Annotated in this window: 21 protein-coding genes and 1 riboswitch; of the genes, 11 read left to right on the plus strand and 10 right to left on the minus strand. The window is 53.1% G+C overall.

Features of this window, described 5'->3' with window-relative positions; genetic code table 11:
- Window positions 1-129 precede the first annotated feature (129 nt).
- Window positions 130-2,736, plus strand: coding sequence for an ExeM/NucH family extracellular endonuclease (locus AB1N33_RS09625; RefSeq protein ID WP_411271336.1), 2,607 nt, complete (start codon window positions 130-132; stop codon window positions 2,734-2,736).
- A gap of 36 nt (window positions 2,737-2,772) precedes the next feature.
- On the opposite strand, the gene AB1N33_RS09630 is transcribed toward AB1N33_RS09625, so the two are convergent.
- The 3 genes from AB1N33_RS09630 to AB1N33_RS09640 all read right to left on the minus strand — a co-directional run bounded on the left by AB1N33_RS09630 (window position 2,773) and on the right by AB1N33_RS09640 (window position 4,166).
- Window positions 2,773-3,315, minus strand: a complete 543-nt coding sequence (locus AB1N33_RS09630) for a DUF3016 domain-containing protein (protein WP_411271337.1) — start codon at window positions 3,313-3,315, stop codon at window positions 2,773-2,775.
- A 61-nt stretch (window positions 3,316-3,376) separates the two neighbouring features.
- Window positions 3,377-3,739 (minus strand): hypothetical protein, encoded by a 363-nt coding sequence (locus AB1N33_RS09635; protein ID WP_411271338.1) that lies wholly within the window; start codon window positions 3,737-3,739, stop codon window positions 3,377-3,379.
- 64 nt (window positions 3,740-3,803) lie between these two features.
- Complete coding sequence (locus AB1N33_RS09640; protein WP_411271339.1) at window positions 3,804-4,166, minus strand: hypothetical protein; 363 nt, start codon at window positions 4,164-4,166, stop codon at window positions 3,804-3,806.
- A 511-nt stretch (window positions 4,167-4,677) separates the two neighbouring features.
- On the opposite strand from AB1N33_RS09640, the gene AB1N33_RS09645 reads away from it, so the two are divergent.
- The 5 genes from AB1N33_RS09645 (at window position 4,678) to AB1N33_RS09665 (ending at window position 10,674) form a co-directional block, all read left to right on the plus strand.
- On the plus strand, window positions 4,678-5,067 hold the full coding sequence (locus AB1N33_RS09645) for a MarR family winged helix-turn-helix transcriptional regulator (protein WP_411271340.1): 390 nt from the start codon (window positions 4,678-4,680) through the stop codon (window positions 5,065-5,067).
- Between the two features lie 109 nt (window positions 5,068-5,176).
- Window positions 5,177-6,607 (plus strand): cytochrome c oxidase accessory protein CcoG, encoded by a 1,431-nt coding sequence (ccoG, locus tag AB1N33_RS09650; RefSeq protein ID WP_411271341.1) that lies wholly within the window; start codon window positions 5,177-5,179, stop codon window positions 6,605-6,607.
- A gap of 3 nt (window positions 6,608-6,610) precedes the next feature.
- The gene (locus AB1N33_RS09655) at window positions 6,611-7,600 is read left to right on the plus strand and encodes a serine/threonine protein kinase (RefSeq protein WP_411271342.1); all 990 of its coding nucleotides are present in this window, start codon (window positions 6,611-6,613) and stop codon (window positions 7,598-7,600) included.
- A 69-nt stretch (window positions 7,601-7,669) separates the two neighbouring features.
- A riboswitch (cobalamin riboswitch) is annotated at window positions 7,670-7,889 on the plus strand.
- Window positions 7,890-7,947: 58 nt separating this feature from the next.
- Window positions 7,948-9,873: a TonB-dependent receptor plug domain-containing protein gene (locus AB1N33_RS09660; protein ID WP_411271343.1), complete on the plus strand. Its 1,926-nt coding sequence runs from the start codon at window positions 7,948-7,950 to the stop codon at window positions 9,871-9,873.
- Between the two features lie 168 nt (window positions 9,874-10,041).
- Window positions 10,042-10,674: a thiol:disulfide interchange protein DsbA/DsbL gene (locus AB1N33_RS09665; protein WP_411271344.1), complete on the plus strand. Its 633-nt coding sequence runs from the start codon at window positions 10,042-10,044 to the stop codon at window positions 10,672-10,674.
- A 58-nt stretch (window positions 10,675-10,732) separates the two neighbouring features.
- Here the strand turns inward: AB1N33_RS09665 and AB1N33_RS09670 are convergent, their stop codons facing one another.
- Window positions 10,733-12,298 carry a SulP family inorganic anion transporter gene (locus AB1N33_RS09670; protein ID WP_411271345.1) on the minus strand — a complete coding sequence of 522 codons (1,566 nt, stop codon included), beginning with the start codon at window positions 12,296-12,298 and terminating at the stop codon, window positions 10,733-10,735.
- A gap of 176 nt (window positions 12,299-12,474) precedes the next feature.
- Here AB1N33_RS09670 and AB1N33_RS09675 point away from each other — a divergent pair, with 176 nt between their 5' ends.
- The gene (locus tag AB1N33_RS09675; protein WP_411271346.1) at window positions 12,475-12,807 is read left to right on the plus strand and encodes a hypothetical protein; all 333 of its coding nucleotides are present in this window, start codon (window positions 12,475-12,477) and stop codon (window positions 12,805-12,807) included.
- Here AB1N33_RS09675 and AB1N33_RS09680 read toward each other — a convergent pair.
- Window positions 12,801-13,556: a substrate-binding periplasmic protein gene (locus AB1N33_RS09680; protein WP_411271347.1), complete on the minus strand. Its 756-nt coding sequence runs from the start codon at window positions 13,554-13,556 to the stop codon at window positions 12,801-12,803. The two genes, AB1N33_RS09675 and AB1N33_RS09680, sit on opposite strands and share 7 nt — an antisense overlap.
- A 222-nt stretch (window positions 13,557-13,778) precedes the next feature.
- Here AB1N33_RS09680 and AB1N33_RS09685 point away from each other — a divergent pair, with 222 nt between their 5' ends.
- Window positions 13,779-14,543, plus strand: coding sequence for a MipA/OmpV family protein (locus AB1N33_RS09685; protein WP_411271348.1), 765 nt, complete (start codon window positions 13,779-13,781; stop codon window positions 14,541-14,543).
- Here the strand turns inward: AB1N33_RS09685 and AB1N33_RS09690 are convergent.
- Genes AB1N33_RS09690 through AB1N33_RS09700 form a run of 3 tightly spaced genes read right to left on the minus strand, consistent with a single transcriptional unit; the run spans window position 14,540 to window position 16,060 of the window.
- Window positions 14,540-15,097 (minus strand): nucleotidyltransferase family protein, encoded by a 558-nt coding sequence (locus tag AB1N33_RS09690; protein WP_411271349.1) that lies wholly within the window; start codon window positions 15,095-15,097, stop codon window positions 14,540-14,542. The genes AB1N33_RS09685 and AB1N33_RS09690 overlap by 4 nt on opposite strands.
- On the minus strand, window positions 15,097-15,426 hold the full coding sequence (locus AB1N33_RS09695; RefSeq protein ID WP_411271350.1) for a BolA family protein: 330 nt from the start codon (window positions 15,424-15,426) through the stop codon (window positions 15,097-15,099). Before AB1N33_RS09695 ends, AB1N33_RS09690 begins: the two co-directional genes overlap by 1 nt.
- A 10-nt stretch (window positions 15,427-15,436) precedes the next feature.
- Window positions 15,437-16,060 carry an alpha-ketoglutarate-dependent dioxygenase AlkB family protein gene (locus AB1N33_RS09700; RefSeq protein WP_411271351.1) on the minus strand — a complete coding sequence of 208 codons (624 nt, stop codon included), beginning with the start codon at window positions 16,058-16,060 and terminating at the stop codon, window positions 15,437-15,439.
- Between the two features lie 26 nt (window positions 16,061-16,086).
- On the opposite strand from AB1N33_RS09700, the gene AB1N33_RS09705 reads away from it, so the two are divergent.
- The 3 genes from AB1N33_RS09705 to AB1N33_RS09715 all read left to right on the plus strand — a co-directional run bounded on the left by AB1N33_RS09705 (window position 16,087) and on the right by AB1N33_RS09715 (window position 19,098).
- Entirely contained in the window at window positions 16,087-17,262 is a 1,176-nt protein-coding gene (locus AB1N33_RS09705) for a methyltransferase (protein ID WP_411271352.1), read from the plus strand.
- Window positions 17,263-17,273: 11 nt separating this feature from the next.
- The gene (locus AB1N33_RS09710; protein WP_411271353.1) at window positions 17,274-17,879 is read left to right on the plus strand and encodes a peptidylprolyl isomerase; all 606 of its coding nucleotides are present in this window, start codon (window positions 17,274-17,276) and stop codon (window positions 17,877-17,879) included.
- A 73-nt stretch (window positions 17,880-17,952) separates the two neighbouring features.
- A complete protein-coding gene (locus AB1N33_RS09715; protein WP_411271354.1) occupies window positions 17,953-19,098 on the plus strand; it encodes an EAL domain-containing protein in 1,146 nt (381 codons plus the stop codon).
- 1 nt (window position 19,099) lies between these two features.
- Here AB1N33_RS09715 and AB1N33_RS09720 read toward each other — a convergent pair whose 3' ends face one another.
- Both AB1N33_RS09720 and AB1N33_RS09725 read right to left on the minus strand, forming a co-directional pair.
- Window positions 19,100-19,612, minus strand: a complete 513-nt coding sequence (locus AB1N33_RS09720; RefSeq protein WP_411271355.1) for a GNAT family N-acetyltransferase — start codon at window positions 19,610-19,612, stop codon at window positions 19,100-19,102.
- On the minus strand, window positions 19,596-20,234 hold the full coding sequence (locus AB1N33_RS09725) for a gamma-glutamylcyclotransferase (protein WP_411271356.1): 639 nt from the start codon (window positions 20,232-20,234) through the stop codon (window positions 19,596-19,598). The genes AB1N33_RS09720 and AB1N33_RS09725 overlap by 17 nt, the downstream gene beginning before the upstream one ends.
- Window positions 20,235-20,314 lie beyond the last annotated feature (80 nt).

The raw sequence follows: 20,314 nt of genomic DNA on the forward strand, positions 1-20,314 counted from the left end.
AACATTTTCTTACAAAAAAGCACGCATCCGGAAGACCATGTCACACGCCTGTAGTAATGCGCGATTAGTCTCGCTGTGCAAAAATCAACCGTCCCTAAGGACAGAATAAAACCACACAGGAATACAATAATGTTCATAAGAAGAAGCCGCCTGGCAACAGCGGTCACTGCGGCAGCGTTAGGACTTGCCGCCACTGCAGTCAGTGCAGAAGAAATGGTGATTGCCGGTGACATGGTCGATAGCAGCAGCTCTAACCTGCTTAGTTACAGCAACCCCTATACCAACGCCTTCTCCTCTGCAGGAGATGGTTTCCAGAAATACCAGCGCAATGTATCTGCAACCATTCCGTTTGATATCCTGGACGACAGCCTGTTCACCTTCACCCGCGACACGCAGGGTGTGATTGACGACAACAACCTTAACGAGTTTTTCGGTTTTGTTGATACCGAAAACGGCGATAACAGCGGCCCGGTCAGCGCGAGCTGGACATTTGCCATTGCCGGTCAAACCGAGCTTGGTCTGTCCGTCGATATCGGTGCCATGGGCGATTTTGAGGCCTCTGATAAATTTCAGCTTTCTGTTTCTATCGATGGCGGCAGCGAGCAGGTTCTGATCAGCAGTTCAGTTGATGAAAGCGGCAGCTACGACTACACGCTTGCGGGTGGTGCAGTAAAAACACTGAATGATCCAATGAGTGCCAACGGCACCCTGCTGACTAACGTACTCACTACCCTGCGTGCAGCTATTGACGGTACCGGCAGTGAACTGACGGTTACGCTTACTGCTGAAGCCAATGGCGGCGGCGAAGCTGTTGCTCTGCAAAACCTGAAAATCATCAGCGGCTTTGAAGACACTGACAACCCGGGTCCGGTACTGACTGAAATCAGTGCTATTCAGGGAAATGGCGACAGCACACCTATGTACGGTGACAGCGTCACTATTGAAGGTATTGTTGTTGGTGATTTCCAGCGCAATGACAGCGAGGACAATGGTGATCTGCGTGGATTCTTTGTTCAGTCACTGACACCTGACAGCGACCCTGCCACGTCGGAAGGTATCTTCGTTTTTGACGGTTCAAACCCTGATGTCGATGTGGCGCCTGGCGACATTGTTCAGGTGTCGGGTACCGTCTCTGAATTTGGTGGTATGACGCAGGTCAGCGCCGCTGAAGTGGCTATCGTTGAGCGTGGTGCCGAACTGCCAGAGCCTGTTGCAGTAACCCTGCCGGTGTCTGACGACGCCGTCCTGGAAGCTGTTGAAGGTATGCGTGTTGTTCTGCCTCAGCCACTGTTGATTAGCGAGTATTTTAACTTTGATCGCTTTGGTGAAATGGTATTGTCGCTGCCGCTTAGCGAAGAGCCGCGTCTTATTACGCCTACGGCCGCAGAACTGCCGGGGTCGTCAGCTTATGAGACCCGTGTGATGGCAAACCAGCAGGCGAAGATTCTTATTGATGACGGCCGGACCGCACAAAACCCGGATCCGGCTATTCACCCTAATGGTGAAGAATTTACCCTGGAAAACCGTTTCCGTGGCGGCGATACCGTACAGTTTGTGACAGGTGTCATGCACGATGCGTATGGTTCACACCGCATCCAGCCAACCCAGGGCGCACAATACTTTGAAACTAACCCGCGTCCAGCGGTGCCAGTGGTTGCTGACAGCCGTCTGCGTGTCGCCTCATTCAACGTGCTGAACTACTTCACGACGCTGGATGAAAACGGCAACATTTGTGGCCCGACCGACGGCGGATGTCGTGGTGCCGATAACGCGGAAGAGTTTACCCGTCAGCGCGATAAAATCATTGCGGCAATTTCTCAGATCGACGCCGATGTGGTAGGTCTGATTGAAATTGAAAATAATGAAAGTGCCTCGCTGCAGGATCTGACTACAGGTCTTAACGATGTCATGGGTGCTGGTACCTATGCGTTTGTCGATACCGGTCTGATTGGGACAGATGCCATCAAGGTAGGTCTGATTTACAAGCCTGCTGTGGTCTCACTGCGGGGCGAGTTTGCTGTACTGGACGGCACAGTAGACAGTCGCTTTATTGATGATCTGAACCGTCCGGTTCTGCTGCAGACCTTCCGTGAATTGAACGAAGGCGGTGTTGTGTCAGTGGCAGTTGGTCACCTGAAATCAAAAGGCAGCGACTGCGAAGACTATGGCGATCCGGATATGCTGGACGGCCAGGGTAACTGTAACGGCGTTCGTACCGATGCGGCCTTAGCACTGGCTGAATGGCTGGCGTCTGATCCGACTGGCAGCGGCGACCCGGACGTGCTGGTAATTGGTGATCTGAACAGCTATGACAAAGAAGATCCTATTGCCGCACTAACCGATGCCGGTATGACCGACATGGTTGCCGCGTTTGGTGGTGAATTTGCCTATTCGTATGTGTTTGACGGCCAGATTGGTTATCTTGATCATGCCCTGGCGACCTCCGTACTGAGCGGCCAGGTAGCAGGGACTGATGTATGGCATATCAATGCTGACGAACCAGACATCCTGGACTACGACACATCATTCAAGAAAGCGGCTCAGGATGCGCTTTATGCCCCTGACGCATTCCGCAGCTCAGATCATGATCCTGTCATTATCAGCCTGAACCTGAATGTGGTGCCAGAAGACAAGGCGCAATGTAAGAAAGGTGGCTGGCAGTCACTGTTCCGTCATGACGGCAGCACCTTTAAAAACCAGGGACTGTGTATTCGCTACGTGAACACAGGAAAATAACCCAAACAAAAAACGGCGCACTTCGCGCCGTTTTTTTTATTCTTCCGCTTGCTCAGGCGGCTTTTTGAATTCACCCAGTTCGTCATTAAACCAGGTCGTGAGCATGGCTTTCTCATACGCCAGATTCTGCCATCGCTGACTGCGTACCTGGCTGTTCAGGAAATTCATGTCTTTAAGCGACACATCAGCGTCCTTCACAAGGTTACCGTCGCCATCTTTCAGCGTGTAATGAAACGCGATTCGGGGAATATCAATCTGTCTGACCAGACGGACATCAGAGCCGATGGTACCAAACCCGACGAAGCTGGCAGGCCATACCTGCCCGGCAAGATCCAGATTAGTGACCGTCAGCGACCACTGATAGGTCTCCGGCAAAGTCTCACTCAACTGCCCGAAAAACGCTTCGAGTTGCCCGAATACCTGCTTGCGAAAGGCGACGCGGCTCTGGTTAGCCGGATCGACATCACGATAGCTGTCCGGATCCTGCCAGGTTACCGTTAACTCTGCTGCCGTGGCTGGCAGAGAAAGCGCGATACCTATTGCCGTACCAAGGCACAAAACAGATTTCATATTCATCATGCTGCTCCTGAGTTTTCAGACGCTACACTACGCTAAGCTTACTGAACTCACCCTGAACCGGCTACTTCATGGTGAGCAGTTCAGTTTCTTCAATTCTGGAGCAAAAGAAGCGCAGTGAGGCACCACTGATATAGGGATTTTTATCGCCTTTAACGCAATACAGCTTATGAAAGCTTTCGATACTGGCGGGGTTTTCCATAATGGTATTCAGATAGTCGCGCTGGAAGGGGCGCATGGCCTGCATCTGACCCGACATGGCGTTACGCAGCGCGTCCAGTTCTGCCTGTTGTGGGAGCGTAGCAATCTGCTCAATCCAGCCGGATAACGACTGTTGAATATCACTTAACAGATACTGCGCAAAGGGTGAGCGCAGTACCATAACTAACACGATAACTTCGATAGAAATGACCAGCCAGCGATACATAAGGCGTCGGCTCCTGCCTGTTTACTCCTGTTAAACTGACCGCAGTATAGCCTCAGCGTTCCCCTCACGACAGCATTAATAGCTCAGTTTCTTCAATCCGGGAACAGAAAAAGCGTAGTGACGCCCCAGTGATAAAGGGGTTTTTGTCACCTTTGACACAATACATCGAATGGAACCGCACGATGCTGCTTGAGTTTTGCATGACATCATTGAGGTAATCACGCTGGAACGGCCGCATCGCCTGCATCTGCCCTGACATGGCGTTTCGCAAATTTGCCAGTTCCGCTTTTTGTGGCATCGTTGCCACTTCTTCAATCCAGCCAGATACCGTGTCCTGGATATCGCCCAGCAGGTATTGGGCGAACGGTGCACGCAGCACTGTCACCAACAAGACGACTTCAATGGATACTATCAGCCAGCGATACATAATGATTTGGCTCCCGCCCGTTATTCAGACTACACAATAACTGGTTAAAGTATATCCACCTGACCCACAAAGCGTAAGCGCCAATAATTATGCCGTTAAATCCAAAGGTATGAGTATGACAGGGTAATGCCGTGTCATGACCGGGGCAAAAAAGTGGATGAAAAGATCCCGACAACATTGCGCACAGACGCCACACACACCCTGTTTTATCAGCATTCTGTGTTTACATTCTTTTTCATTGGGGCGTATTATTGCCACTCCTGCTCGGGGCATGCAATTTCCTTTCTCGGGTATGTAACAGGATAACCAAGCTGTCTGCAGCATGATGAACTGATCAGACAAAAACGCGTGCACAACAACGAGGTGCGTTATCAACCGACTTAACAAGTTACCGGCACTGCTGGCGAGAGCGAAACAGCAGTGGCAACAGATCCACCCGCACTTACCCGTCAACGATGCCGTACTGGTCGGCAAATTTATTGGCGTTGCCGCCAATACCGACGATGTGGGCATGCAGGCACTAAAACAGCACAGACTGACCCAGAGTGAACATGATGTACTTGCCTGTGCACGTCGCCAGGGGGCGCCGTTTATTGCTACACCAGGCCTGCTGCTCGAGGAAGTGCGAATCACCTCAGGCGCACTGACTACCTGCGTAAACCGGCTGATTGACCGCGATTTGCTTATCCGGCTGTCCTGTCAGGAAGATAAGCGTTCCAGACCAGTGCAGTTAACCGAGGCGGGCAAAACCCTAATCGATGAAGTGACCCGCTACCGCTTTATCCTGGCAGAACAGGTGATGGCAGGACTGACCTTTGGCGAGCGACAGACCCTTGACTATCTGCTGGATAAAATTAACCACCGGCTTGGTGTCATTCAGCATGAGCAGAGCGAGGATTAACACTGTCCGGCAGACTTTACATTAGCTTGATCTAAATTAAACATTCCTCGCCGTCCCTTGTTATACTCCCCTCGCTAATTCCCGTCTTCAGTCAGTGAAAAGGCTAACCATGAACGAAAAAATCCCAGTGAAGGATGTGACGCCCGTCAAAATTCACAAACCCAAAACCGACGATGCTGCCCATTCCGGTTCGCGCGGACGTATCTACGTGCGTGAGGTTGAGGGACCACTGGAAACCTTCCGACGAATTTTCGGTTTTATCTTTCTGGCGATGTTTGCCGCTATACCCTGGCTGCGTTACGACGGTCATCAGGCGGTGTTGCTGGATATCGTTAATCAGCGTTTCACCATTTTTTCACTGACGCTATGGCCACAGGACCTGACATTACTGGCCTATATTCTGATTGTGGCCGCCTTCGCGCTGTTCTTTGTCACCACATTTGCCGGGCGGGTATGGTGTGGCTTTATGTGTCCGCAAACCACCTGGACTTACATTTTTACCTGGTTTGAGAAAACCTTTGAGGGTCCCCGTAATAAACGCATGAAGCTGGACGCGCGCCCAATGGACGCCGATAAGTTCATGCGTAAGACCGCAAAACAAACGGCCTGGGTGCTGGTTTCATTACTCACCTCTCTCACCTTTGTTGGTTATTTTGTCCCGGTCACCGAACTGTACAGCAGTTTCTTCACATTTCAGGCCGGCTTCTGGACCAGCTTCTGGGTCATTTTCTTTGCCGCCTGTACCTACGGCAATGCCGGCTACATGCGTGAAATTATGTGTACCCACATGTGTCCGTATGCCCGTTTCCAGTCAGCCATGTTTGACAAGGACACCTTTACCGTGGCCTATGATGCCAACCGTGGAGAACAGCGAGGCCCGCGCCCGCGGAAAATGACCCACGAACAGGTTCAGGAAAAGGGACTGGGTGACTGTATTGACTGTAACCTGTGCGTACAGGTCTGCCCGACCGGCATCGATATCCGCAACGGTCTGCAGTATGAATGCATTAACTGTGGCGCCTGTGTCGATGCCTGTAATGGCGTGATGGAAAAAATGGGCTATCCCAAGGGCCTTATCAGCTTTACCTCGGAAGAAGAGCTGTCTGGCGGAAAAACCCATATTGTGCGGCCCAAGCTGGTCGGTTATCTGATTGTGCTGCTGGTGATGAGCGGTTTGCTGGTCGCCAATATTCTGCTCCGTGTGCCGCTGGAAGTGGATATTATTCGCGACCGTAATTCGCTTTATCGTGAAACCAATGACGGCCTGATTGAAAATGTGTACACGCTCAAAGTGCTCAACAAATCACAGCAGGACCATGCCTACACCGTTACGGTTGAAGGGCTGCCCGAGTACCGTTTTATCGGTAAACAACAGATTCAGGTAGGTGCCGGCGAAGTCTTCAGCATGCCCGTTTCTGTCGCTACGGATCCGTACAACCTGAATGCGCCGGTGACCGACATCACCTTCCATGTGAAAGCCGACAATACCGGTGATGAGGTGATTGAAGTCCGTGAACCCAGTAAGTTTCTTTATCGGTAACGTATGACTGATTTCGCCTTTTCCGGGTTAAGCCCGGACGTCATTCTTGATGCGCTTGAGCAGATTGATATCTGGCCACAGAGCGGGCTGCTGGCACTTAACAGTTACGAAAACCGGGTGTACCAGTTTCAGGACGACACCGGGCGTCGGCTGGTGGTGAAGTTTTACCGTCCACAGCGCTGGACCGACGAACAGATTGAGGAAGAGCACAGCTTCGCACAAGAGCTGGCCAGCAACGACATTCCGGTGGTGGCACCGCTACAGCTGGGCGGGCGAACGCTGCATCATGCCGGTGGCTACCGTCTTGCTGTGTTTCCGTCCGTCGGTGGCCGACAGTTTGAGAATGACAATCTGGATCAGCTTGAATGGATGGGGCGGTTTATCGGCCGCATACACCGTGTTGGTCAGAGCAAGCCGTTTACTTACCGCCCTAACATGAGTACCGAGGAGTTTCTCGATAACTCAGAAGCCACTCTGCACGGGAGTACCCTGTTGCCACAGGAACTTAAGACCGCCTTTTTTGCCATTCTCACACCGGTGATTGAAGTAACCCGCGAGAGTATGACGTCGTACACGCCGCTGCGGCTGCACGGCGATTGCCATCCTGGGAATATACTCTGGCGGGACGGCCCTACGTTTGTCGACCTTGATGACTGCCGGATGGGCCCCGCTGTCCAGGATCTGTGGATGATGCTGAGCGGTGACCGCTATCAGCAACAACTGCAGATGGACACGCTGATTGAAGCCTATGAAGAGTTTCAGCCATTTGATCAGCGCGAGCTGGCACTGATTGAACCGCTGCGGGCCATGCGAATGGTGCACTATATGGCCTGGCTGTCACGCCGCTGGGAAGATCCGGCATTTCCCCGCGCATTTCCCTGGTTTGCCGAAAATAAGTACTGGGAAAACCAGATACTGGCCCTGAAAGAGCAGCTGTCAGCGCTCGACGAACCCACATTAACGCTCAGTCAGGGAAATCCCGGCAACTGCTAAAAATGCCATTTTCTCAATATCTTATAACCACAAATATCGCATCCTCGATAGTGTTCAGGGTGCGCTTTGGTTATACTCCGTGCGTCAGGTGCTCACCTTTGGTGAGGTAAACGGGAAGTCAGTGCAAAGCTGACGCTGCCCCCGCAACGGTAAGCGATAGCGGTGTTGAGCAACACGCTACTATTTTCAGGTCAATGACAACCACTGGGCCGGTCGGTCCGGGAAGGTGAAAATAGCGCATTTTATTGCGTTCGTAAGCCCGGATACCGGCCTGCAGTCGCGCATAGCCCTCGGGCTATGTTTTCTTACGTCACGTACTCGGGTGGAGTACGCAACGAGATAAATAAATGAACCTGAAAACCAACCTTACGGTAACGGCGAAGGCTGTTGCCGCCTGTACTTTTTTTCTTTCTTCAGCCGCGTCAGCGGTGAGCGACAGCGATGACATTGAGCATATTACGGTATCCGGCTCCCGCATGGCACTGCCGGCCAGCCAGCTGTCACTGTCACGCAGCGTACTTACCCGCGATGAAATTGCTGCATCGGGCGCACTCCAGGTAACCGATCTGCTGCGCGGTTTACCCGGTGTCAGTATTGCCCAGTCAGGCAGCCCCGGCTCGCTGACTGAGATCCGTTTGCGCGGAAGCGAAAGTAACCATCTGCTGGTATTGATCGATGGCGTCATTGCCAATGATATCGGTCAGGGCAGTCTGTTCGACCTTGCCCATCTGACCACCGCGGGGATTGAACGTATTGAATTACTGCGGGGCGCTCAGAGTGCCCTGTGGGGCAGTGGCGGTATTGGCGGCGTACTGAGTATTACAACACGCGCCGCGGGCGAACGGGATACCGACGTCAGCCTCTCTGCGGGGGCGGGCAACCGCGATACTCAGACGCTGTCAGCATCCGTACGCGGGACCACAGGTAAACTGGGCTATACGGTTTATGCTAATGCGTTTGATACCCGCGGTGATAATGTTGCCAGAACCGGCACCGAAGCCGATGGCTATCGCAATGTCACTGCCGGAACTTCACTTAACTATCACCTTTCCGGCTCACAACAGCTCGACGCCCGTGTACGGCTCACCGATTACCGCAATGAGTATGACGCTATCGATGTGATGACGACCGGACTGCCGACCGATGCCGACAACCAGACCGACGGTCTTCAGGTCTCTGCTTATCTGGGCTGGCGCTACGCGCCCGAGAACTCGGCCTTCAGCACCCTGGTCAGCGCCCAGTTTCGCCGCGATGAGAACGATAACCGTCAGGATAGCATGGCTACCGGCGGCACAACCGGGCAGCGCCATCAGCTTACCTGGCAGAGCCAATACCAGTCGGCGCGCTGGCAGGCTGCGCTGGGACTGGACTATTTGCAGCGCTTCTTTGACCAGCGCGGACCGGTTATCTACGGCGACCCAAATCAGTCTCAGCATGACACCACAACCAGTGGATTTGCAGAGCTCGCGGGTGAGCCCGTGGACAACTGGTTCGTTCACACCAGCGCCCGCCTGGACAATAATTCGCAGTACGATGACGCCGTCAGCTACCGGGCTGGCATTACCTGGCAGGCATCCCCCGGGGTTGCTGCGTTTGTCAGTCATGGGCGGGCAGTAAAAACGCCGACCTTCACCGAACGCTTTGGTTACTTCCCGGGCTCATTTATTGGCAACCCATCACTGATGCCAGAAACCAGTACTGAATGGGAAGCGGGTCTGCGCGCCGATATCGGTGCGACAGGTATGACACTGAGTGTTTTTGATACCCGCCTGAATGATGAAATTCTTGGCTATGTGTACCTGCCGGAAGCAGGCAGTGCCACCGCGCAGAACGCCGGCTCAACAAGTCAGCGGCGCGGCGCTGAAGTGACGTTTCGCTATGACAGTGCTATCGCCACATGGCAGGCCGCCTACACGTATCTGGATGCAACCCAGGAAGACGCTGGTACGGCGCTGACTGAGCTTCGTCGCGCGCGCCACCAGGGCTCGCTCAGTGTTACCTCCGATCTTGGCACCGACTCAGTCAGTCTGTACACCAAACTCAGCTACACCGGCAGTCGTGAGGATGTCTTTTACCCTCCCTACCCGGCCGCCAGTGTGCGTACCGGACTGCGTCCGTATACCCTGATGTCCGTCGCGCTGCGTTACCAGTTTATGCCACAGTGGCAGTCGTCACTGCGCATAGACAATGCGCTCGACGCCGGGTTTGAGGACATCGTGGGTTTTCAGGGCGAACAACGTCGGGTCATGCTGACCGTGCACTATACCCACTGATACCGTTTCACCGGGCTGCGCATCGGCTACATTGATCCCGGCTGTGCGTGGTCCGGTTCCCGTTTACTGCAAAAATTCGCGCGTTTATCTCACAGACTGGTGAGGTCTCAGGCTCTGTGGTACGCTCAGAGCGGTTAAACGTTTTGGTTATCAAAGGAACTCATGTCAATGAAAAAGTTTGCTGTATTGATGGTACTGGCGCTGCTTCTGCCTCTTCAGGCCTGTGCACAGGACAAGAACGCCCGCTGGGAAGAGGGTAAGCACTATACGGTGCTGGATGAACCCGCTACTGACAAGCCGGTTATCACTGAGTTTTTCTCTTTCTGGTGCCCCCACTGCTATAACTTCGAGTCCATCGTTGCGCAGATCAAACAAAAAATGGACGACAAGACCAAGTTTGAAAAGGTGCATGTTGACTTTATGCGTGTCGGTGGCGGCGATGCCGTTCAACAGGATGCGACCCGCGCAATGATGATTGCGCGTGCGCTCAAACAGGAAGACAAGCTGAACGCCGCCATTTTCAACTACATTCATAAGCAGCGCGCGTCTATCACCAGTATGAAAGACCTGCGTAACATCTTTATCATCAACGGTGTTGAACCTGCCGAATTCGACAAACTGGCGTCCAGCTTTGGTGTCAACAGCATGTTCAAGAAAAACCAGGCCAAGCTTGATGATTACCGTGCTTATGTGTCCGGCGTGCCAAACTTTATTGTGAATGGTCGCTATCAGGCACAATTTACCTCAGACATGACCATGGATGATATTGCTGACCTGATTGTCTGGCTGTCTACCCAGTAAGTCTGACAGACACGCATAAAAAAACCGGCAGATGCCGGTTTTTTTATGGCTTAACGCATTAGCCAAGCTCGTCCGTTGCAATGCGGTAGCGCGGATCTTCGTTAACGTTAATCTCAACGTATTTATCAGCTTTACGCAGCAGGCTGCGACACTCCTGACTGATATGACGGATATGCAGCTTCTTACCATTTTGCTCATACTTGTCAGCCAGGCTGTCGAGGGCATCCACACCGGAAGAATCCCAGATACGCGATTCATTAAAGTCGATCACCACATCGTCAGGATCATTGGCAACATCAAACAGATCCTTAAAATGCGACACCGAACCAAAGAATAACGGCCCTTCCAGCTGATACACTTTCCAGCCGTCATCATCAATGTGGGTCTTCGCCTCGATATGTCGCGCGTGTTTCCAGGCAAACACCAGCGCAGACACAATCACCCCAACCACAACCGCAATGGCCAGGTCGGCAATAACCGTCACCGCGGTGACCAGAAACAGCACAAACGCGTCTTCTTTGTTGACGCCGCGGATAATTCTGAAAGACGCCCACTCGAATGTGGCAATGACGACCACAAACATCACGCCAACCAGCGCTGCAAGCGGAATCATTTCAATCAGTGGGGCAGCAAACAAAATAAATCCAAGCAGTACCAGCGCCGCAGTAATGCCTGACAGACGGCCCCGGCCTCCGGAGTTAATGTTGATCATACTCTGCCCAATCATGGCACAGCCGCCCATACCACCGAAGAAGCCATTGACCGTATTGGCGACGCCCTGGCCGACACACTCTTTGTTTCCACGACCACGGGTATCGGTCATTTCATCAATCAGGGTCAGTGTCAGCAATGACTCAATCAGACCAACCAGACACAAAATGACCGATGTAGGCAGCACAATCATCAAAGTTTCCCAGGTAAACGGTACCATGGGTACGGCGAATGATGGCAGTTCCCCGGCCAGCGTTGCGCTGTCACGCTGTTCAGCCGGCAACAGGTCGCGGACGAAATCAATCACGGTCCGGGCTTCAAGATCCAGACCATGTACCAGCATGGTTACCGCAACAATCGCAACCAGTGACGCCGGTACCGCTTTGGTCAGCTTAGGCAGCAGGTAGATGATGGCCATGGTCAGCGCCACCAGCCCCAGCATCCAGTAGAGCATGCTGCCTTGCATCCAGGTCAGCTCGCCTGCCGCGTTGATCACTTTAAACTGCCCCAGCTGCGCAAGGAATATGACAATGGCCAGACCGTTTACAAATCCCAGCATGACCGGATATGGCACCAGCCGGATGAATTTACCCAGCCGGAATACGCCACAGAGTATTTGCAGCAATCCGGCAACAATCACGGCAGCAAACAGATACTGCACCCCGTGCTGGGCAACCAGGCTGACCATAACGACAGCCATTGCGCCTGTCGCGCCGGAAATCATACCCGGCCGACCGCCGATAGCTGAGGTAATGAGCCCCATAAAAAAGGCGGCATACAGGCCAATCATAGGTTCTACACCGGCCACGAAGGCAAACGCGACGGCCTCCGGCACCAGTGCAAGGGCAACGGTAATGCCCGACAACACGTCGTTTTTCACGTTGCTGTCTTTATTGGTGATGATGTCAAACATGCTCTTCCATTTATTGGCGATTAAAAATTGGTCGGCGATTCTATCACCAAGCAGGATGAATTTCTTTTAACAGATTGTTAAACGACGCATTCTGTTGTTGTTCAGGCAGGCCAGTTCCGTTTACAAAGACTGGCAATCACCGACCACGGTTTCTTTCGCAGCCATTAACAGAGATAATGCCGCCATGGTCGTTTTTTCTGATTCTGCGAGGCGCATCTGTGGTTCCTTATCTGCTCACTACGCTGTCAGTCTTTGTTGCTGGCATCATTCACTGGTCTGCCCCGAAAGCCTTCTGGCGGGCAACCCTGATGTCAACGGCCGTCATCATACTGTTATCGGTCGCCGCACTGTTTATTTTTCAGGCCTCGGGGGTATTAATCAGCGAAAGGACCGGCGAACACGCTGATTTCTCTGGTCGGTTACACGTGATTACCATGTCGGTATCGTTTTTTGGTTTACTGATCTCGGTGTTTGTCGGCTGGTTTCTGAAAGTGGTCAGAGGTTACTGAGAAGCCATCAGTACCGATTCATGTTTAAGGCGGATACGGGCAAAGTCACCGTTCTCTACTGCTCTGGCAATGATGGCGGTAATCGCATCACGCTGTTGATATAAGGGTGAGACCGTACTCAGCGCCACGAAATACTGACGCACGGCACCTGGCTGAAAATCTGCAGGCACGATATCCCCTGTCAGTCCCAGCTCATCAATTTTCATTTCAGAACTGCTCTGAAAATGGGCAAAAATATCAATGCGTCCCATATGCAGCAACTGAATCTTTTGTTCCAGACTGGTGACGCTGACCACCTGCCGGTAGGCACTTCCGACTTCCATCAGTGAGGCCGGGTTATCGATAGTCACACCAATCGCCAGTCCTGCGAGGTCACTGCGACTTTGTATCCGGTGCTTTTCATTTGCACGCACAAAGTAGGCGTTACGCAGGGTCTCATAACCTGGCTCTATGTAGACAAAGCCCTGTTCGGGATAAGCACGCTTAAGTCCGACCATCAAATCAATCTGCCCTTCTTTAAGCGCATCAATGCGCCGGGCAAATGGCATCGGATAGATATCTAAAGGCAGTTTCAGCTGCTGCGCAATGTAGCGGAGGTATTTGGCATGCAGGCCATCAACAAACTCTGGCGATACCGAGCTGCGCAGCACCTGCTCGGCCAGTAATGACGGTGTGAAGCAACCAAGCAGTACGGCAAGCAGATACCCTGTCAGGTGACGGCCAGCGCGCTTTCCTTTGTGTGCTGTCATTTCACTTCCATGCCCCGGTCAGTTCGGCGTGTCATCAATACCACGTCTGACGATTGAGTAGGCTGCCATATAGCCAGAGACCATTCCCGCTGTCAAACGTCACCGTCATGACGACACACCTGGTTACAATTAAGCAAACACCATGACAAACCTTTCATCTGTCGCGTCAGTAATTTACCGTATCGTATACCTCATTTGTTCAGTTTAGTCAGGCTTACGTTAATGCGCATTGTTATTCTAAGTATGAGTTTTCTGCTGTGTTTTACGGCGTCCGCCCAGACACGCCCCAGCTCTGGTTCTCCCTGGTCTGCAGGCATTCTGGCTCTCTCCCAGTCGGCACCCTATATTGCGGGCAGCGATTCGCCATCAGTATTTCCTTTTGTTGCCTACCGTGGTGAACGGCTGGTCTGGCAGGGCCCAAGCCTGGATTATTTCCTGCTGGGCTCCAGCCGCGGTCGCGGCCCCGCACTCAGCCTCAACCTCTCGCTGGCTCCCAACGAGCTGGATGTCGATAACGATCCGGTCCTAGCGGGTATACGCGATCGCCGGAACAGTCTGATGGCCGGTGTGAACCTGCGTCACCCGTTGTTTGGCGGTATGCTCAGCGCTGGTTTGCATACCCAGGCCATCGGCCAACACGACGGTCAGCGCCTCACGCTGCAGTGGCAGCGTCCCCTGCTCACCGGACCGCGCGGACAATGGCAAATACAGGGGGGCGTGCAGGCGGAATACCTGAGTGCCCGCTACGCAGACTATTATTTCGGGGTATCTGACACCGAAGCGGCACGCTCTGCGTTCAGTGCCTGGTCGGTCGGTTCACAGACCCAGGCCGGCCTGACATTAAACGGCTTCTATCGTTTCGGTGACCGTTGGATGGTTCTGGCTAATGCCGGACTGACTGCACTTGCCGATGACATTAAAGACAGTCCTATTGTGGATAATGACACTGTCGTAAACGGCTTTGTCGCGCTGATATACCAGTTCTAGTCACAGACTCTCAGACGCGGCCAGCGCAGCAGCCACTGTTTACTGGCAATGCGCTGGCGAAAGACGTATGGCCGGGGGAAATCCGGATTAATTGCGACATTAAGCGAGAAATTATGCGCAAGGCCGAATGGCGCGGTCACTGTCAGACTGTCATCCTCCTCCAGCCGTACACCAACACAGGTGGGTATTTCTACCCAGTGGCGAAGCGCTTCAGTCGTGTTGGTATAGGGTGAGTGATTGTGCTTAGCGTGCATTCTCGCCTGATTTTTCACTTCCCATACCACGTCCGGCACCTGCGACTGTAACTGTTCGGTGAGCGCGGCATCGCGCGCTTCTGAGCAGTCACGCCGGTCAAAATACACGACATCAATGTCGTTCAGCGGGGTGGGCTCATCATAGCCATGACAGGCATCCCAGATGGCGTTTCTGACGAAACCAGCAGCGATAAATGCATCATTCAGCTTAAGCGCCCGGACCGCGCGCAGACAGCGCATCCGAAAGGGATCTGCACGAAGCAGTGCAGATAACCGTGCGCTGTCACTGCGGTATGACATTACGGCTTATTATCAAATTTACTGCCGCCCAGGCACGCTGGCGAGGCACTGACTTCTCCACCTCGTGCCTGCCACTCGTCCGGCGTGAAAGTATGCAATGCCAGCGCATGCACCGGACCGGCGAGCGCCTCACTCAACAGGCCGTTAACCTGGCGATGCCGGGCTATCAGGCGTTGTCCTTCAAATGCAGCGGAGACCACAGTCACTTTAAAATGTGACTGCGCGCCGGGTGCCACATTGTGCATATGACTCTCGTCTTCCACCAGCAGATACACCGGAGCCAGCTCCCCGGTCAGTTGTGATTCAATAAATGCTTTAACATCATTCATGTGCCAGCCCTCAGCGAAGTAAATAGCGGAATGTCAGATTAATCCGGTCGGCAACAGGTTTGCGTGTTTTCGCCATCCCGTGCAGATAATTTGTTTGCGTGTCACCGGCCATAACCAACAGGCTGCCATGTGCAAGCCGCAGCGTGAAACGCGCTTTGGTCTTTTTATGACGAAAGATAAACGGCCTTTCCTCACCCAGCGTGACTGAGGCAATCACAGGTCGTATGCCCAGCTCAGGTTCGTCATCGGCATGCAGGCTCATGCTGTCCTGCCCGTCCCGATACCAGTTTGCCAGAACACTGTTAAACCGGCGCCCGGTGGCCTCTTCACAGCGCACCCTGAGCGCCGACAACGATGCGGTCCAGGCCGCCGGGGTAAGCTGCATACCGGAATACGCATACACACAGTCAGGATCACCGTGCCACGACTGCAGACGCGGTATCTTCATGGTTTTACCAAACAGCGTGATATCATCCTGCCGCCATGGCAACGTCGCTATCAAATCGGCCTTAAAGGAAGTCGCTTGCTCTGCCGCAAGCCAACGCGGATAATACCAGACTTCGGCATCGGGTAATGGTAACTGCGTTTTTTGCAAACCGTGGTCTGCCACCTGGTCAAACATTGATAACTGCATACACGCTTACACCTTTGTCGGTACTCATGAATACACGTTTTTCATTTCTGTCAAAACAGCTCACTCTGGTCCGTTACCCTGAAGCGCAGCAGCATAAAAGCCTGCAGGCCTGGGACAGCGCCGACGAACTGCTCATAGAACACGTTGACACGCTGTCCGTCGATGGCGGTCAGTGTATCATTTTCAACGATGATTTTGGCGTGCTGGGTACCTGGTTCGCAGAAAAAAAACCGTATTGGATATCCGACTCACATATCGCCCATCGCTCACTTGCCGCCAACCTGGCGCACAATGCCATTGCGTCTGCTGATGATGGCTTTAAGGTGTCAGCGCCGGTTATTGCCATGGACAGTCTGGCGCCGTTGCCGGCCGCTCCTGCTCTGGTGATGATAAAAATTCCACGCACTTTGGCATTGCTCGAACAACAATTAATTGCCCTGTCGCAGGTGATGACGCCAGACACCCGGATCATCGCTGCGGGTAAAGTAAAAAGCGTCACCTCCGGCGTCCTGGCCCTGTTCGAAAAATACATTGGTGAAACCAGCACGTCACTGGCCAAGAAGAAGTCTCGTCTGATTTTTGCAGTGCCTCAGCAAGCGCCGACGCATCAGTCGCCGTACCCAACAACATGGTCATGCCGCCTGCCCGACGGCAAGTCGGTCACCCTGCAAAACCATGCCAACGTGTTTTCCCGGCAATCTCTGGATATTGGCGCGCGTTTTATGCTTGAACACATGCAGGCAGGTGATCAGGACGGCATTGTCGATCTTGGCTGTGGTAACGGGGTATTGGGACTGAACGCGCTGCATCAGGCGCCCGGCAGTACGGTTCACTTTGTCGACGAGTCATACATGGCGCTTGCCAGTGCCCGTGACAATGTCGCGTTAAATATGCCGGAGAAACTCACTCAGTGTCACTTTCATGTCAGCAATTGCCTGGAAACGCTGATTAACCTGCCCCAGCGCCCCGGCATCAGCCGTATTTTGTGTAACCCGCCTTTCCACCAGCAAAATACCATCACCGACCATATCGCCTGGCAAATGTTCAAAGAGTCCCGCGAGCTGCTCACAAAAGGGGGACATCTGGTTGTGGTTGGCAACCGCCATCTGGACTACCATCAGAAACTCAAGCGCCTGTTTGGCGGGGTAAAACTGCTTGCAAGCCAGAGGAAGTTCGTTATCTTAGTGGCAGCCAAACGATAACGGAGTGAACGATGTTACGTGCTATTCTTCTGACGTTACTGTTAGTTCTGATGACGCCAGCCAGTGCACTGGCCAAGAAAAAAGACGATGGCTCACAAATACAGCCGGACAATTATTATCCGCGAGTGAAGCTTGAAACCACCATGGGCGATATCGTGGTGGAACTGGATCGCCGTCGCGCCCCTATCACCGCCAATAATTTTCTCAATTACGTCGATAAAGGCAGCTATAACAACACCATTTTTCACCGCGTTGTACCTGGTTTTGTCGTGCAGGGCGGCGGTTATACGCCCGAGTTTGATGAAAAAGTCGATTTTGGCGATATCTTCAATGAGTCGGGAAATGGCATGAAAAACAGCCTGCACACCATTGCGATGGCACGCCAAAACGACCCGCATACCGCAAACCGCCAGTTCTTTTTCAATGTCAACGACAACACTAACCTTGATCCCGGCAGAGACTGGGGCTACGCGGTGTTCGGTATGATTGTCGAGGGCGAGGACGTGGTTGACGCCATGTCAGAAGTGGAGACCGAATATCAGCTGTTGCTAAATGCTCCGAACGTGCCGGTCGAGCCGATAATTCTCAAAAAAGCACTGGTACTGCCCCCGCTCTGATCGTCCGCCAGTTGAACCACATGGGAGTACACCGCGTATTCAAAACGCGGTGTACTAACGTGTGGTGAGAGTTATGTGGTGTGTAGATTGTGAAACGATAGAAGACTATTTCTTCGAAACAACGTATTTCTGGATTTTTGTTCCCACTGTAGAGGCTTTTGGGAAGCTTGCGGTGATGTGTGGTGAATACGGCCTTGAGGCATATCAGGCGTCCAGTCATGCGATACGCATTACCGTTCAGGATAGGGACATCAGTCAGTTTCTGACCCGGCTAAACGGTTGTCTTGATGGTCCTGAGTTTGGCAAAACCAAGATCACCACAACCAGCACACCGGATCAGCCAGACATTCAGAGTATTGGTAATATTACGACCGCTGAGACCATGATTCGCCGTTTTCAGGCGCGCTGGCTGGTCACAGCCATTGAAAACGATGCCTTTCAGAGCTGGTTCCAGCCCATTGTGCATGCAAATTCTACCGCTGATAATCTGAATATATTTGCGCATGAGGCGCTGTTTCGTCTGTATGACGAGAGCGACAATATTATGCCACCGAACCTGGTGTTTCCCCTCGCAGAGCAAAGCGACCTGCTCTACTCACTGGATCTGGTTGCCCGTCGCTCGGCGGTGGAACACGCCGCGCGGGGACGACTCAAAGGCAAGGTATTTATTAATTTCAACCCGTCGAGTATTTATGACCCGTCCTATTGTCTGCGGTCGACCGCCTCTGCTATTGCTGAAATTGGTATGCGTCCACAGGACATCGTATTCGAACTGACAGAAACCCATCGGGCGTCAGACATCAACCACCTGAAAGGGATCCTGACATTCTACCGAAACAGCGGCTTTGGTATTGCACTTGACGATGTCGGCTCGGGCTGGTCCGGACTGAATTTGCTGGAACAACTGCGCCCTGATTACGTGAAAATTGATATGGAGCTGATCAGGGACATCGACACCAGTCCCTATAAACAGAATATCGTCAAGCATCTTATTCAGATTGCACATGACAATCGCAGCCGGGTTATCGCGGAAGGCATTGAAACCGAATCTGAGGCACAAACACTACGGGAAATGGAAGCCGACTACCTGCAGGGGTTCTACTTCGGCAAACCAGCGCCTGTCACCGAACGCATGTCAGGTAAGGCCGACGATGACATCGCCCGGGGTATGAAGCCGCTGTCGGACGCGGCCAGACAAATGGGCGGCGTAAAAGAGTAAGTTACCGGGGGCAGCGGTAAAAGAAAAACCGCTGCTCCGGTACATCCCGGCTGAACATCTTTCCAATCAGCTCAAAACCCAGCATCTTCAGCAAAGCGATAGAGCGATGGTTTTCAGCATGCGCTGATGCTGTGACCCGGTCGAATCGACCAGTTTCGGTTGCCCAGGCCAGCACCGCACCCGCCGCTTCTTTAGCGATCCCTGCTCCTCGCGCCTCCGCTAACAGGGCGAACCCCAAATCCGGCGGCTCCATGGTCGGCCGTTTTATCAGGCCACACATGCCGTAGGGTTGTCCGCTGTGTTTATCGGTAACGGCCAGTAATCCATATCCCCACTCGTCAAGCTGCGCCTGTATACGCCCGATGTAGGTCAGAGCGTCGTCACGGGTGGCCACCCCCCGACTGCCAATAAAGCGCAGCCAGAGCGGATCGTGATTCAAGGTATAAATCCATTCTGCATCGTCGTCAGTCAGTGGCCTCAGTCGCAGTCTGGTGGTGTCAATCGGCTTTTTCATGTGCCTCCAACAGGGCATCTATCCGTTCGTACAGGGACGGACAAACCCTTGCGGCTCTCGGATACCTCGGCGTCACCCGGTCGTTAATCCGTGGGTGAGACCAGCCACGCGTGGTTTCAATAAACTGACGCGCTTCATTAATGCCACCATGCTCAAGACAACCGGACAAACACGTATCGATATAAGTCTGACTGACCGGGTGTGTGTCATCGGCAGGCTGGTCATCCAGCGTTTGACAAATCCATACTGTTTTCTCATCCAGCCAGTTAACCAGGGTATCGTGCTGTTCGCGGGTGAGCGAACTGGTCAGTTTGTCAGGCGATACCTGCACAAAGCGGTAATCTTTCTCTCTGTCCTGCAGTGACGGATCGATAACGGTAGGAATAAGCTGTGCATTGAGGCGGGCAGAGACCTCTGGCAATGCGCCGACATAGGTCTGACGCTCACTGACACTGCGGGTAACCCAGGCCCGGTAAAAACCACTGACATGCACGGGCAAACCGGGCACATGGATGGCTGAGTAGCGCTGACGGCTGTCGGCACTCATCAGGCTACCGTAACCGAGCACAAGATCAGGCGTGGTGACCTGCTCAAACCAGTGATTCAGAACGTCAGAATGCATGCGCTCCCCATACCGGACAATAACAAACAAGATGCGTAGCAGTCTATCGCTGACGGCGCGGGAAGCCAAGCCCCCGAAAG

This window comes from Alteromonas nitratireducens (assembly GCF_040812025.1).
Lineage (GTDB): Bacteria > Pseudomonadota > Gammaproteobacteria > Enterobacterales > Alteromonadaceae > Alteromonas > Alteromonas nitratireducens.

What these genes read in the sequence shown, in the direction of transcription:
- AB1N33_RS09625 (WP_411271336.1), top strand. Translation starts at nt 130, where the DNA reads ATGTTCATAAGAAGAAGCCGCCTGGCAACAGCGGTCACTGCGGCAGCG.
- AB1N33_RS09630 (WP_411271337.1), bottom strand. Translation starts at nt 3,315, where the DNA reads ATGATGAATATGAAATCTGTTTTGTGCCTTGGTACGGCAATAGGTATC.
- AB1N33_RS09635 (WP_411271338.1), bottom strand. Translation starts at nt 3,739, where the DNA reads ATGTATCGCTGGCTGGTCATTTCTATCGAAGTTATCGTGTTAGTTATG.
- AB1N33_RS09640 (WP_411271339.1), bottom strand. Translation starts at nt 4,166, where the DNA reads ATGTATCGCTGGCTGATAGTATCCATTGAAGTCGTCTTGTTGGTGACA.
- AB1N33_RS09645 (WP_411271340.1), top strand. Translation starts at nt 4,678, where the DNA reads ATGCAGGCACTAAAACAGCACAGACTGACCCAGAGTGAACATGATGTA.
- ccoG (WP_411271341.1), top strand. Translation starts at nt 5,177, where the DNA reads ATGAACGAAAAAATCCCAGTGAAGGATGTGACGCCCGTCAAAATTCAC.
- AB1N33_RS09655 (WP_411271342.1), top strand. Translation starts at nt 6,611, where the DNA reads ATGACTGATTTCGCCTTTTCCGGGTTAAGCCCGGACGTCATTCTTGAT.
- AB1N33_RS09660 (WP_411271343.1), top strand. Translation starts at nt 7,948, where the DNA reads ATGAACCTGAAAACCAACCTTACGGTAACGGCGAAGGCTGTTGCCGCC.
- AB1N33_RS09665 (WP_411271344.1), top strand. Translation starts at nt 10,042, where the DNA reads ATGAAAAAGTTTGCTGTATTGATGGTACTGGCGCTGCTTCTGCCTCTT.
- AB1N33_RS09670 (WP_411271345.1), bottom strand. Translation starts at nt 12,298, where the DNA reads ATGTTTGACATCATCACCAATAAAGACAGCAACGTGAAAAACGACGTG.
- AB1N33_RS09675 (WP_411271346.1), top strand. Translation starts at nt 12,475, where the DNA reads ATGCCGCCATGGTCGTTTTTTCTGATTCTGCGAGGCGCATCTGTGGTT.
- AB1N33_RS09680 (WP_411271347.1), bottom strand. Translation starts at nt 13,556, where the DNA reads ATGACAGCACACAAAGGAAAGCGCGCTGGCCGTCACCTGACAGGGTAT.
- AB1N33_RS09685 (WP_411271348.1), top strand. Translation starts at nt 13,779, where the DNA reads ATGCGCATTGTTATTCTAAGTATGAGTTTTCTGCTGTGTTTTACGGCG.
- AB1N33_RS09690 (WP_411271349.1), bottom strand. Translation starts at nt 15,097, where the DNA reads ATGTCATACCGCAGTGACAGCGCACGGTTATCTGCACTGCTTCGTGCA.
- AB1N33_RS09695 (WP_411271350.1), bottom strand. Translation starts at nt 15,426, where the DNA reads ATGAATGATGTTAAAGCATTTATTGAATCACAACTGACCGGGGAGCTG.
- AB1N33_RS09700 (WP_411271351.1), bottom strand. Translation starts at nt 16,060, where the DNA reads ATGCAGTTATCAATGTTTGACCAGGTGGCAGACCACGGTTTGCAAAAA.
- AB1N33_RS09705 (WP_411271352.1), top strand. Translation starts at nt 16,087, where the DNA reads ATGAATACACGTTTTTCATTTCTGTCAAAACAGCTCACTCTGGTCCGT.
- AB1N33_RS09710 (WP_411271353.1), top strand. Translation starts at nt 17,274, where the DNA reads ATGTTACGTGCTATTCTTCTGACGTTACTGTTAGTTCTGATGACGCCA.
- AB1N33_RS09715 (WP_411271354.1), top strand. Translation starts at nt 17,953, where the DNA reads ATGTGGTGTGTAGATTGTGAAACGATAGAAGACTATTTCTTCGAAACA.
- AB1N33_RS09720 (WP_411271355.1), bottom strand. Translation starts at nt 19,612, where the DNA reads ATGAAAAAGCCGATTGACACCACCAGACTGCGACTGAGGCCACTGACT.
- AB1N33_RS09725 (WP_411271356.1), bottom strand. Translation starts at nt 20,234, where the DNA reads ATGCATTCTGACGTTCTGAATCACTGGTTTGAGCAGGTCACCACGCCT.